The following is a 12,334-nucleotide window of genomic DNA, read 5'->3' as shown; positions in this document are numbered from 1 at the left end:
TAAAAGGGGACAGGCACCATTTTCGTCTTTTGAAAATGGAGCCTGTCCCCTTTTACCCACACCTAAAAACCCCTCCCCCGGAAAAAAAGTACAGGCACCGGTTCACAAAACGAATCGCTGTCTGTACCCTTTTTTTCACACCGATTTACTGAACGAATCGGAGCCAGTCCCCTTTTTCCCCTGCCCCCAACCTCGAACCCCCTTCTTCCCCTTTTCTATTACCTTTATTTTCCTGGAAAAGTAGCCTGTCCCCTTTTTGCTGTTGAGCCAGATAGCGCCGGTACATATCCTGCCGCCGGACATCCTCCAATTTGATTGCCTGTGACAATAAAGCTTTACCCATCAATTACCCTCTCCCGTCCCTGGCGAAAAATGTATAAATAAACATGGCCTAGGAAAAATAAATTTTGTATCATTTATATGCCTGTATATAGTAAAAAATGTATCACCTGCCATATTTATAATAAACAAAAACATGGGGGACTGGTAAATTGAGAAGAATAAAATTCGGCACTGACGGCTGGCGGGGCATCATCGCGGACGATTTCACCTTTGAAAACGTGCGCGTTGTTTCCCAGGCGGTGGCGGATTACATCAACGACCGGAACATGGCGCACCGGGGCATAGTGGTGGGCTATGACAACCGCTTTTTGTCCGACCGGTTTGCCGACACCGTGGCGGACGTAATGATTCAAAACGGCATAAAAGTATACTTGTCAGGCGGCCCGCTGCCCACCCCGGTGACCGCCTTTGCTGTAAAGGTGCATGATGCCGCCGGGGCGGTGATGCTTACGGCCAGCCACAACCCGCCGGAATACAACGGGTTCAAATTCATACCGGATTACGCCGGCCCGGCGCTGCCGCACATCACTCGCGCCATTGAGGAAAACGTCATGCGCCTGCAGGATGTCGGCGGTGTCCGGGTTCTTAACCAGGAGGCCGCGGTGGAACTGGCCTTTAAACCGGGGCATACCGGTGCCCCGGCCCCGGCGGCCCATGCGACAAAACCGCACATAGCCGAGCGTATTATCATCGACCCGCGGCCGGAATACTTTGAGCACCTGGAGCAACTGGTGGATATGGAAGCCATCGGCCGGGCCAACATGGAAGTAATGGTGGACGCCATGCACGGCAGCGGCATGGGCTACCTGGACGTGCTGCTCAAAAAAGCCCGGGCCAGGGTAAAGGAATGCCGGTGCAGCCGTGACCCGCTGTTCGGCGGCAGCATGCCCGAGCCCACGGGTAAATCGCTGGCGGGAGTTTGCCGGTGGATCCAGGAAGAGGAGGGGCGATTGGGCCTGGCCCTGGACGGCGATGCGGACCGGTTCGGCATTATAGATGCCGGCGGGGTTTACATAACCCCCAACCAGTTTCTACCTCTGCTTTATCACCACCTGATCACGGTAAAGGGGCTGGTGGGTCCCGTCACTCGCACCGTGGCCACCAGCCACATGCTGGACCGCATTGCCCGCAAACACGGGCAAGCGGTATACGAAACCCCGGTGGGATTCAAGTACATCGGTCAGAATCTTATGGAAAAAGATTGCGTGCTGGGCGGTGAGGAAAGCGGCGGCCTGTCCATCAAGGGGCACATCCCGGAAAAGGACGGCATCCTGGCCGGCCTGCTGGCGGCGGAAATGGTGGCTGTGCATGGTAAGAGCCTGGCGGATCTGGCGGAGGAAGTGGCCCGGCAGTACGGCGGCAAGCTGTACAGCGAGCGCCTGGACGTGCGCACCACGCCCAAGCAAAAGCAGCAGGTGCTGGAAAAACTGCAGGAACTGCGCCCGGCGGAACTTGCCGGCGTGCCGGTGGCGGAGCGGGTTGACCTGGACGGCCTCAAATTGGTGCTGGCCGGCGGCGAGTGGGTGCTGGTGCGACCTTCGGGCACCGAGCCGCTGTTTCGGATTTACGTGGAAACGGGACAACCGGAAAGGATTGAACAAATACGCCGGGACCTCATGGAAATGGTAGGGTTGCAGTAACATCGTAACAAATAAAAGCCGGGGCTTGAATCCTTTAGGGTTCAGCCCTGGTTTTCCATTTACTTGATCAAAATATGCTTCAGCAAGTGCAGCGCCAGCGGTACCATGACCAGGGCCGCCACTGCCGGCCAGGCCACGTCGGCCAGCAGGTGCGGTCCCACATTTCCGGCAACCAACATAATCCCCTGGTTTACGTGCCGGAGTTTGTTGGCGGCGTGGTGCCATTGTATTTTTTGTTCAAGCGAATTAATTGGATACAAAACAGAGGATGTTTTTATTTAAGGATAGAAATGATCTTTGAAGAGGTTAACCAAAGGTTTCACGGCGGAGGGGAGTTGGCAAAATGAATATTCTGGTGACCGGCGGGGCCGGTTATATAGGCAGTCATGTGGTGAAGGAACTGTTAAAAAGAAATTACCATGTAGTTACGCTGGATAACCTGAGCAAGGGCCACCGGGAAGCTGTAACCGGCGGTGTCTTTGTGCAGGGTGACTGCGGCGATGCGGCGCTGGTCAAGGAGTTGGTGCGGGAACACGGGATCAGTGCCGTGGTGCACCTGGCCGCGGACAGCCTGGTGGGAGAGTCCATGACCAGGCCGGACAAGTATTGCCAAAATAACCTGGGTAACGGGATTAATTTTCTGACGGCGCTGGCGGAAGCGGGGGTGCGGCGGTTTATCCTGTCCTCCACGGCGGCGGTGTACGGCGAGCCGGAGTACACGCCCATTGACGAGGCGCACCCCGCGCAGCCCGTGAATGTCTACGGCGGCACCAAGTTGATGCTGGAGCAAATTCTGCGCTGGTACGAGCGGGCGTACGGTCTGCGCTATGTTTCCCTGCGCTATTTCAACGCCGCCGGCGCTGATCCGGGCGGCCGTATCGGCGAGGACCACGACCCGGAAACGCATCTGATTCCCCTGGTCATGCAGGCGGCCCTGGGGCAGCGGGACAAAATAGTTATCTACGGGACGGACTACCCCACCCCCGACGGTACCTGCGTGCGGGATTACATTCACGTTTCGGACCTGGCCGTGGCGCACATACTGGCGCTGGAGGCGCTGCGGGACGGCGGCCCGTCCGCCGTGTACAACCTGGGCAACGAGCGGGGGCATTCGGTGCGCGAGGTGGTGGAAACGGCCCGCCGGGTGACGGGGGTGGACTTTGTCGTGGAGGAAGGCCCGCGCCGGGAGGGCGACCCGGCGGTGCTGGTGGCCGGTTCGGGGCGGATTCAGCGGGACCTGGGCTGGCGGCCGCGCTACGGCGAGCTGGAGGAAATTGTACGCACCGCCTGGGAGTGGCACCGGGGTCACCCGCGGGGGTACGGGGGGTAGGGTAACAGCAAAGGGCAGGTATTTGTTTCGCGCATTGTGCGGGATTGCCGGAGGTGTTTGTGGCACATCGCTTATGGTGTTAACTTTCCAGAAACCGTTTATGCATATGCCCGGCAAATTGTTTAAGATCCTTTATGTTGCGTTTCAGGATCGTATACACAATTTCCGGGTCGATTTTTGTATAGCTGTGCACGATAAGGTTTCTGAATTGAGCCATTTTGCCCAGCTGTGTCAGGCTCTTTGGGGGGATATAATTATTCTCGGCCAGCACATTAAAAATATCCTTGTTACTTTCCGGTTCACGCAGTTTTTCGCAGGAAATGATATGGCTTCCTATGTCCAAACAGCATTCTATGGCCATGTGCAGTGTTCTTTCTATATACCTGCGTATTTTTTTATCGTTTAAAAAATCGTCCAGTGATATTGTTATATCCTGTTCCAAGTCGTCTATATATTCAGCCAGGTACTTTAGTTTTTCTCTGATGACCTCCTGTTCAACCATATGTGTTACCCCCTGAATTTTTGTAATATATTTTTGTTCCTGGCCGTATATAGGGGCAGCATATCAAAATACTGCCTGCGTGAACTAACCTCAAAGTTTATTCTGGCCAACCGGTTGTTTTCCACCAGTAGTTTCCCCGTTTTCAATATTTGGTGCTGTAATACCAGGGGAGCCTCCAAAATATCCACTACATCAAACGGGCGACCAACTATGTTTTCCAGATCTATACCGGCACTAAGTATAAAATCAAACCGTTTCATTTTACTTTTTACTTTTGTTTCAAATAACACGGCAATATCAATATCACTTTTTGGCCCCATCAAGTTTTTAGCTGCGGAACCAAAAAGGTAAACGGCTGAGATTTGATTGTTGCCGGCAAAGTATTGAATAATTTTTTCTATAATGACATCCATAGTTTATTTACCCTTGGCGCTTTACTCAATCAAGAAGCACCTGAATTTTAGCAATCGTTTATACATAGTATATTCTTGGAACTATTGTTTAGCAAGATGTGGCTTTGAATATAAGGTGCAGTGTTTCTACCGGTTTCTCCTGTGTGATGCAGTCATTTTCTCTCGAAATTTACCGTCAGTTCTTGTAAAATGTAATAAGGAAATTAAACGGCTTGTACGGGGTGTATTATGTTTTACATAACTGATGAAATAATTAGAAAAGCAGCGACTAATAATCAAGTTTACCAAAGGGGATTGGATTATTATTTGGAAAGCCGGGTGGTTGATCTTGACTTTTACCGGGATGAGTTATGCGTTTTAGCCACAGTCTCAGGCAGCCTGCAATATGAAGTGGAAGTTTGTTTTTCAAACAGAGGAGAAATAATTGAAATGTTTTGTGACTGCCCGGCATTTTACGAGTACGAGGGTGCCTGTAAACATATCGTGGCGGTTTTAAAAGCATGCCAGCGCAGTTTTGGCGGTGGAACTAAAAAAGCTCAAAAGGATAATCAACAGAACAACCCGCTGGCTGACAGTATTTTTGCATATTTTAATTATAGCGTTAACAGCCCGGAAAAGAAGCCCGTTAATTTGGAAATAACCTTTGAGCTGTTTATCGAAATCCACAATCGGGTGCGGCAAGCTATACCGGCCCTTTCTTTGCGCATGGGCGATGAGAGACTGTATGTTGTTAAAAAGATTGATAGGCTTTTTGAGACCTTGGCAAGCGGGGAAAAATTGGTTTTTGGCAAGAATTTTACATTTGATCCCGTTGTTCACGATTTTAGTCCCGGGGACAAGCCTGTTATTAACTTATTGCGTGAAATGTATGAAGTGGAAAACAGTATTTTTGAGGATACCGGGTATTACATTTGGCGAAACAACCAGGGAAGACTGTTTAGAGGCAAGTATGTTTTTCTAACCCAGGCGGCTGCCAAGAGAGTGCTTTCTTTTTTGCGCTCCGGAGAGTTTAATTTAAAAATAGACGGTGAGGAATACAAAAATATAGAGAAAATTGAACGGGATTTGCCCCTGCATTTTAAGTTGGGTAAACATAATGATGATCTGGTGTTGCGGTGGAATAAATTAAGATTGGTTCCCCTGGTGAAAACCGGAGAATATTTTTTCTATGAAGGAAAAATTTACAAAATATCGGATCGTCAAAAAGATTATTTTTTGCCCTTTGTAAATGCCTTTACCCAATCAAGCGATGGGATTCGCTTTTCCAAGCAGCAGAGGGAGCGTTTTGTGGCGGAATTATTGCCGGTGGTTCGGCAAATAGGGCGGGTTGATATTGCGCCGGAAGTTAAAAGCAGTTTTCATGAAACTGATTTAAAGGCGGAAATTTATTTGGACAAAAACGGGGATGCTGTTACGGCCAAAGTTGAGTTTGCTTATGGCGATATACGGTTCAACCCCTTTGCCGCCAAAACCGGCTTCCGGGCGGGGGACAAAATACTGGTCCGTGATGTGCAAAAGGAAAGGGCTGTTTTAAATCTTTTGGAGAAAGCAGAGTTTCGCACTTTAAGCGGAAATCTATATCTGAATCAAGAAGAAGCGATATGTGAATTTGTGTATCATATTTTGCCTGAACTCCAGGAACTGGCCGAGGTTTTCTATTCCGACAGTTTTCGTAATATGCGTGTCAGGGATTCGGCGACTTTTTCGGGCGGGGTCCGGCTAAATGAGGACAGCGGGATGCTGGAATTCTCCTTTGAATTGGAAGGTATTGATAGCGCAGAAATACGCGAAGTTTTCCAATCCTTACGGGAGAAGAAAAAATATTACCGTTTGAAAGACGGATCTTTTTTGCTGTTGGATTCTGCCGGTGCAAATTTGTATCAAGCTATGAATATGATTGACTCGTTAAATATTTCGGATCGTGAATTGGAGAAAAAAGTTATTCAAATACCCAAATACAGAGCTTTATATATTGATCGTTGTTTAAGAGAATCAAATTTACGTGTGGAAAGAAACCTGGCCTTCAAACAACTGGTACAGAATGTCACTGAACCGCAGGATATGGAATTTGAGGTTCCGAAGAATTTTAAAGGTGTATTGCGTGATTACCAGAAAACAGGGTTTAAATGGTTGAAGACACTGGCCATGTATGGCCTTGGCGGAATTTTGGCTGATGATATGGGGCTGGGAAAGACTGTTCAGACCCTGGCATTTATTATGTCCGAAAGGGAAAGGGTGCCGGCGCCTGCACTGGTGGTTGCGCCTACTTCCGTGGTATACAACTGGCAGGATGAAGCTGAAAAATTTGCGCCTGATTTAAAGGTTGTGGTAGTTTCCGGCACTCCGAAAGAACGGGCGGAACTGCTGAAAGAGGCGAAAAAAGCGGATTTGGTTATTACTTCTTACGCTTTGATCCGGCGGGATGTGGAGTTGTATGAAGATTTTAATTTCGGATATTGTTTTCTGGATGAAGCGCAGCATATAAAAAATCCCAATTCGCTGGGCGCCAAAGCAGTCAAAATAATCAAAGCCAGGGGTTATTTCGCCTTGACCGGCACTCCCCTGGAAAACAGTTTGACGGAGTTGTGGTCTGTTTTTGACTTTGTGATGCGCGGTTATTTATTATCCCATCAAAAATTTGTCAAGAAATATGAACGGCCGGTTGTAAAAGAGCAGGACGAAAAGGCTTTGCAGGAATTGCAAAAGCAGATAGCTCCTTTTATTTTACGCAGGATGAAAAGGGATGTTTTACAAGAACTGCCGCCGAAGATTGAAAGCAGGGTGCTGACTGAATTAACAAAGGAACAGAAAAAGGTCTATCTTACTTATTTGCAAAAAGCCAGGGGGGAAATTGAAGAAGCGATAACCACCAGGGGTTTTGAGAAAAGTCAAATCAAGATTTTGTCTGTATTGACCCGGCTGCGCCAGATATGCTGTCACCCGGCCACTTTTCTGGAAAATTACAAAGGCGACAGCGGCAAGCTGGTCTATTTGAGGGAAATTATGCAAGATGCTGTAAAAGGCGGCCACAGGATTTTGCTTTTCTCCCAGTTTACCGGTATGCTGGAAATTATACGGAATCAATTGGATAATGAACAAATAAGTTATTTTTACCTGGATGGTTCCACCAAAACGGATGAAAGGGGGCGGATGGTCCAGTCATTTAACCGGGGCGAGGGTGACGTTTTTTTAATATCATTGAAGGCCGGGGGAACCGGCTTGAATTTAACCGGCGCGGACATGGTGATTCATTATGATCCGTGGTGGAACCCGGCTGTGGAAGAACAGGCGACGGACCGGGCCCATCGCATAGGGCAGAAAAATTCGGTCCAGGTGGTAAAATTGATTAGCAAAGGGACGATTGAAGAAAAGATATATGAGCTGCAGCAAAAGAAGAAGGCTATGATCGATTCAGTTATTCAACCCGGAGAAACGATGTTCTCAAAACTGACCGAACAAGAACTCAGGGAGTTGTTTCACACCGGGGACGGTTCCGAAATGTAAATTCGCGCGACAAGCGACTGGTGCGACGGTGGACGGTCGAATGCGACGGTCGAGAACCGTCCCCGGTGTCGCGTTAAAAGGGGGAGATTTATATGGTGATGCTTAATCCGGATATATTTCGGCAGTATGACATTCGCGGGGTGGCCGACCGGGACTTGACGCCGGAAGTGGTGGAACTGCTGGGAAGAGCCTTTGGTACGTATGTACAGCAGTACGGCGGCAGTGAAGTGATTGTGGGGCATGACAACCGGGTCAGCTCGGAACGGCTGCGGGACAATTTGGTGAGCGGGCTTACCGCTGTGGGCTGCCGGGTTATTGACGTGGGGCAGGTGGTCACCCCCATGGTTTATTACGCCCGGGTGCACTTTAATATTGACGGGGCTGTGATGATCACCGGCAGCCACAACCCGCCCGATGAAAACGGTTTTAAAATTTCCCGGGGGGCGGGGACCATCTATGGTGAGGAAATTCAGCGCCTGCGTGAGCTTATGGAAAAGGGGGAGTTTGCTGCGGGCAGCGGTGCGGTGGAGCAGCGGGACGTGGTTACGCCTTACCGGGCCATGCTGCGGGAAAAAATCCAACTGGGGCCGCGCAAGCTGAAAGTGGTGGTGGATTGCGGCAACGGCACCGCCGGTCCCTTTGCCCCGCAAATTCTGCAGGATTGGGGCGTGGACTGCCACCCGCTTTACTGCGAATCTGACCCCACCTTCCCCAACCACCAGCCCGATCCGGTGAAAACCGCCAACCTGGCCGACCTGCGCCGCGTTGTCCGGGAACGCGGGGCCGACCTGGGAGTGGCCTACGACGGCGACGCCGACCGCATCGGCGTGGTGGATGAAAAGGGGGACGTTATTTGGGGTGACGGGTTGATGTGCCTGTACTGGCGGGAGATCCTTGCCAGGTACCCGGGCACGCCGGCCATTATTGAGGTGAAATGCTCCCAGGCCCTGGAAGATGAAGTGAAGCGGTTGGGCGGCAAGCCCTTTTTCTATAAAACCGGTCACTCTCTGATCAAGGCCAAGATGAAGGAAGTGGGGGCCGTGTTCACCGGCGAAATGTCGGGCCACATGTTTTTTGCCGATGAATTCTACGGCTTTGACGACGCCTTTTACGCCACCGGGCGCTTGCTGCGTATTCTGTCCAATACGGAAGAACCCCTGTCCAAGCTGCTGCAAAGCGTGCCCAAGTATTACTCCACGGCGGAGACCAGGGTGCCTTGCACCGACCGGGATAAGTTTCGCATTGTGGCTGAACTGGTGGAGCATTTCCGGGCCCGGTACGATGTCATTGACGTGGACGGCGCCCGGGTATTGTTTGGCAACGGCTGGGGCCTGGTGCGGGCTTCCAACACCCAGCCCGTGCTGGTGGCCCGCTGCGAGGCCAAAACCCCGGAGGGTCTGGAGCGCATCTGCGCCATCATGAAAGAAGCCCTGCAGAAGTTTCCCCAGGTGGGCGAATTTGAGTGGGAATTTTAAGGGGTCAGACTTTAACTTGTTTAAACTAACTATATTAACTATATATCAAGTTAATATGATATATATGACCTATAGGCCTGATTTTGTGGGTTTTAATTGGCTTGTTCTCAACTAAATTAATAATTTAACGTTGTGGTAAACTACCTGTCCAGGGTAGTGTCAGTGGCCAAGGATCTGCCCGAAACCGGAAAAACGGCTTCGGGGCTTTTTTTGTCCGGGCTGTAACGCGGGTGGGGTGGGCGGCATAGTATAATCCATGGAGGTGGCCGCCATGTTTAAAATTACGGAACTAACTCAAAAGGATATCATCAACCTGAAGGACGGCGCCAAGCTGGGGCCGGTTAAGGACGTGCACGTTGATCTGACCGAGGGTAAGGTGCGGGCCCTGGTGCTGGAGGGACCGCGGAAGTTTTTCCGATTAATGAGCGCGGGCGGGGACGTGGTGGTGCCCTGGGAAAAGATAAAAAAAATCGGCGTTGACGCTGTGCTGGTGGAGTTGGATTAGCAAGTTGATTCGGGCTTTTCCTTTTTTTGTAAGGTGCATTATTTAAAAAACATGTGGGTATTTCTTATTTTGATATGTGATACTATTTTAAAAAACAATGCGCGGTTGTGAAGTCGTGACGATCGGCAGGCATTCGATATTTATTGACAGGGTTTTCCGCCCCTGCTAGAATAAACATGGTTTTTAGATATGCAACAGGCATAGTAGGTTTGAAGGCCGATAGCATAAGCCGGGATATATATTGGTTTATATACTTACACAGGCGGCGCAGCCGCTAAAGGAGGTTTTTTTGATTGGCGAGACGCTTATTTACTTCTGAATCAGTGACCGAAGGGCACCCGGACAAGGTGGCCGACCAGATTTCCGACGCTATTTTGGATGAGATTATCGGCCAGGATCCTAACGCCCGGGTGGCCTGCGAAACCTTTGTCACCACCGGGTTGGTGCTGGTGGGGGGCGAGATTACCACCAAGTGTTACGTGGACATACCCCGGGTGGTACGGGAAACCGTTCGAGAGATCGGTTATACCCGGGCCAAGTACGGGTTCGACTGTGATACATGCGCGGTGCTCACATCTATAGACGAGCAGTCCCCCGATATCGCCATGGGGGTGGACAAGGCCCTGGAGGCTCGCTCCGGCGAGGAAAATGATGAAAGTATTGAGGCCATCGGCGCCGGGGACCAGGGGATGATGTTCGGTTACGCCACCAACGAGACCCCGGAACTGATGCCCCTGCCCATTTCGCTGGCGCACCGCATGGCCCGGCGGCTGGCCAAGGTGCGCAAGACCCAGGAACTGCCCTTTCTGCGGCCCGACGGCAAGGTGCAGGTGACGGTGGAATACGAGAACGGCAGGCCGGTGCGCCTGGACACCATCATTGTATCCACCCAACACGCTCCGCGGGTGGGGCTGGACGTGATCCGGGAGGAAGTGATTGAGAGGGTTGTCAAACCGGTGGTGCCCAAGGAGATGATTGATTCTACCACCCGCTACCTGATCAACCCCACCGGCCGGTTTGTGGTGGGCGGGCCCCAGGGGGACGCCGGGCTGACCGGGCGCAAGATTATCGTGGATACATACGGCGGTATGGCCCGGCACGGCGGCGGCGCCTTTTCCGGCAAGGACCCCACCAAGGTGGACCGCTCGGCCAGTTACGCCATGCGCTACGTGGCTAAAAACATCGTGGCCGCCGGTTTGGCGGACAAGTGCGAGGTGCAGGTGGCCTACGCCATCGGGGTGGCCCGCCCGGTTTCGGTGATGGTGGAAACCTTCGGCACGGGCAAGGTGGACGAGGAAAAGCTGGTGCAGGTGGTAAGGGAAGTGTTTGACCTGCGCCCGGCCGCCATTATCAAGGAATTGAACCTGCGCCAGCCCATTTACAAGAATACCGCCGCATACGGCCATTTCGGCCGCCGGGACATCGCCCTGCCCTGGGAAAGCACCGACAAAGTCGAGGCGTTAAAAAAGGCGTTTTAAAAAGGGGACAGGCTGCTTTTTGTGGTAATAATTGCCATGAAAAGCAGCCTGTCCCCTTTTTACTCTTTAAGATATTTGGGGTCCAAATCATCTATAATGAAGTGTCATAAGTTCATTCATTCCAGCGGTACCTCCGGGGGCCAAGTTTTTCTATGCGGCCACTGGTCAAGGCATGCTGCCGGCGTCGCCGGTCCAGTAAAAAGAGGATGTAATCCTCTTCCGGGTCGCGGGGCCTCCGTGAACGGGAAGGCGTATAGTTTAAACTGGTCGCCCGGGTGTAAACAGCCAGGGATTTTTGGCGTAATTTATCCATGCAGCTGTCATAACTGACTTTGCGCAAGATGCTCGCCCTTTCCGTATTATTATTAAGTAAATATTTTTTAGCAGGTGTAATTTAGGATAAGTCCTCATTTCCCTAATTATACCATCTTGGACGACGAGCAATACATTTAATATTTAATGACACGTTATACCACCGGAAAGAACGGATAACCGGAGATCTTGTTATTACAGTTAGGAAGGGCCTGACCCCCTGAACGGCTCGGCGTTACCGCGCATATTGTGTGGTAAAAGCAATGGGAGCGTGGTTTATGGTGGTGGTATATGCGCTGGCTGCAATGTTTCTGGGGTGGCTGGCGGTGATGCTGTGCCGGACGTGGCGGCTGGTCCGGGCGGAACGCCGGGTGGCCGGAGCGGTGGCGGTCGCTTGCGGTGGGGCCGGGTCCGGGGAAGGCTTGCCGCAGCGTCTGGTGGTGTTGGTGCAGGACCAGGCGGATTATGTAGAAGGGCTTGTGCGCCGGTTGGCGGCGTTGCGGAGCCGCCAACCGGCGCAACGGGTCGTGCTGGTGGACGGCGGTTCCGGGGATGAAACCGCCTTGATCCTGGAGCGGCTGGCCCGGCGTTTCAACATGGGGTTTTATCGGATGGACGATGGCTGCACCGTTCCGGGGGATGGGCAGGCCACTGACCGGTATCTGGACCTGCGTGGGGTTTCCGGCCCGGACCTGCTGCGGGTGTTTTAAAATCAATTCAACACCGGCATTCAAGGTGAAGGTGGCGAATGGCAACAATTCAACACCCGGCACCAGAGGGATATCTCCCCTTTTGTCGAAATATATCTTGGTGCAGGTATATTTCGTGCCAGA

At 51.6% G+C, this 12,334-nt stretch carries 11 protein-coding genes; 7 read left to right on the top strand and 4 right to left on the bottom strand.

Annotation, left to right across the window (positions count from 1 at the left end; genetic code table 11):
• Positions 1 to 145: 145 nt before the first annotated feature.
• Complete coding sequence (locus tag BM299_RS07125; RefSeq protein WP_092482778.1) at positions 146 to 343, bottom strand: hypothetical protein; 198 nt, start codon at positions 341 to 343, stop codon at positions 146 to 148.
• Between the two features lie 148 nt (positions 344 to 491).
• Between BM299_RS07125 and BM299_RS07120 the strand changes: the two genes are divergently transcribed.
• Entirely contained in the window at positions 492 to 1,982 is a 1,491-nt protein-coding gene (locus BM299_RS07120) for a phosphoglucomutase/phosphomannomutase family protein (RefSeq protein WP_092482777.1), read from the top strand.
• A 343-nt stretch (positions 1,983 to 2,325) separates the two neighbouring features.
• The gene (galE, locus tag BM299_RS07115) at positions 2,326 to 3,312 is read left to right on the top strand and encodes a UDP-glucose 4-epimerase GalE (RefSeq protein ID WP_092482776.1); all 987 of its coding nucleotides are present in this window, start codon (positions 2,326 to 2,328) and stop codon (positions 3,310 to 3,312) included.
• Positions 3,313 to 3,391: 79 nt separating this feature from the next.
• On the opposite strand, the gene hepT is transcribed toward galE, so the two are convergent.
• Positions 3,392 to 3,814 carry a type VII toxin-antitoxin system HepT family RNase toxin gene (gene hepT, locus BM299_RS07110; RefSeq protein WP_092482775.1) on the bottom strand — a complete coding sequence of 141 codons (423 nt, stop codon included), beginning with the start codon at positions 3,812 to 3,814 and terminating at the stop codon, positions 3,392 to 3,394.
• Positions 3,815 to 3,819: 5 nt separating this feature from the next.
• Positions 3,820 to 4,227, bottom strand: coding sequence for a type VII toxin-antitoxin system MntA family adenylyltransferase antitoxin (mntA, locus tag BM299_RS07105; protein WP_092482774.1), 408 nt, complete (start codon positions 4,225 to 4,227; stop codon positions 3,820 to 3,822).
• Between the two features lie 228 nt (positions 4,228 to 4,455).
• Here mntA and BM299_RS07100 point away from each other — a divergent pair, with 228 nt between their 5' ends.
• From BM299_RS07100 to metK, 4 genes are all read left to right on the top strand, one after another.
• The gene (locus BM299_RS07100) at positions 4,456 to 7,731 is read left to right on the top strand and encodes a DEAD/DEAH box helicase (protein ID WP_092482773.1); all 3,276 of its coding nucleotides are present in this window, start codon (positions 4,456 to 4,458) and stop codon (positions 7,729 to 7,731) included.
• A gap of 92 nt (positions 7,732 to 7,823) precedes the next feature.
• Positions 7,824 to 9,206 carry a phosphomannomutase/phosphoglucomutase gene (locus BM299_RS07095; RefSeq protein ID WP_207545143.1) on the top strand — a complete coding sequence of 461 codons (1,383 nt, stop codon included), beginning with the start codon at positions 7,824 to 7,826 and terminating at the stop codon, positions 9,204 to 9,206.
• A gap of 271 nt (positions 9,207 to 9,477) precedes the next feature.
• On the top strand, positions 9,478 to 9,711 hold the full coding sequence (locus BM299_RS07090) for a YlmC/YmxH family sporulation protein (RefSeq protein ID WP_092482772.1): 234 nt from the start codon (positions 9,478 to 9,480) through the stop codon (positions 9,709 to 9,711).
• Positions 9,712 to 10,004: 293 nt separating this feature from the next.
• Positions 10,005 to 11,189 carry a methionine adenosyltransferase gene (metK, locus tag BM299_RS07085; protein ID WP_092482771.1) on the top strand — a complete coding sequence of 395 codons (1,185 nt, stop codon included), beginning with the start codon at positions 10,005 to 10,007 and terminating at the stop codon, positions 11,187 to 11,189.
• A gap of 112 nt (positions 11,190 to 11,301) precedes the next feature.
• Here the strand turns inward: metK and BM299_RS07080 are convergent, their stop codons facing one another.
• Positions 11,302 to 11,529: a hypothetical protein gene (locus tag BM299_RS07080; RefSeq protein ID WP_092482770.1), complete on the bottom strand. Its 228-nt coding sequence runs from the start codon at positions 11,527 to 11,529 to the stop codon at positions 11,302 to 11,304.
• A 250-nt stretch (positions 11,530 to 11,779) separates the two neighbouring features.
• Here BM299_RS07080 and BM299_RS07075 point away from each other — a divergent pair, with 250 nt between their 5' ends.
• Entirely contained in the window at positions 11,780 to 12,211 is a 432-nt protein-coding gene (locus BM299_RS07075) for a glycosyltransferase family protein (RefSeq protein ID WP_092482769.1), read from the top strand.
• Positions 12,212 to 12,334: the final 123 nt, after the last annotated feature.

Origin of the sequence: Desulfoscipio geothermicus DSM 3669, from assembly GCF_900115975.1 — a bacterium.
GTDB lineage: Bacteria > Bacillota > Desulfotomaculia > Desulfotomaculales > Desulfallaceae > Desulfoscipio > Desulfoscipio geothermicus.
The sequence above is the reverse complement of the archived record's forward strand: the minus strand, read 5'-3'. Positions and strand labels throughout refer to the sequence as shown.

Bases quoted from the DNA above. Each gene is read 5' to 3' on its own strand.
- BM299_RS07125 (WP_092482778.1), bottom strand. From the start codon at position 343: ATGGGTAAAGCTTTATTGTCACAGGCAATCAAATTGGAGGATGTCCGG.
- galE (WP_092482776.1), top strand. From the start codon at position 2,326: ATGAATATTCTGGTGACCGGCGGGGCCGGTTATATAGGCAGTCATGTG.
- hepT (WP_092482775.1), bottom strand. From the start codon at position 3,814: ATGGTTGAACAGGAGGTCATCAGAGAAAAACTAAAGTACCTGGCTGAA.
- mntA (WP_092482774.1), bottom strand. From the start codon at position 4,227: ATGGATGTCATTATAGAAAAAATTATTCAATACTTTGCCGGCAACAAT.
- BM299_RS07100 (WP_092482773.1), top strand. From the start codon at position 4,456: ATGTTTTACATAACTGATGAAATAATTAGAAAAGCAGCGACTAATAAT.
- BM299_RS07095 (WP_207545143.1), top strand. From the start codon at position 7,824: ATGGTGATGCTTAATCCGGATATATTTCGGCAGTATGACATTCGCGGG.
- BM299_RS07090 (WP_092482772.1), top strand. From the start codon at position 9,478: ATGTTTAAAATTACGGAACTAACTCAAAAGGATATCATCAACCTGAAG.
- BM299_RS07075 (WP_092482769.1), top strand. From the start codon at position 11,780: ATGGTGGTGGTATATGCGCTGGCTGCAATGTTTCTGGGGTGGCTGGCG.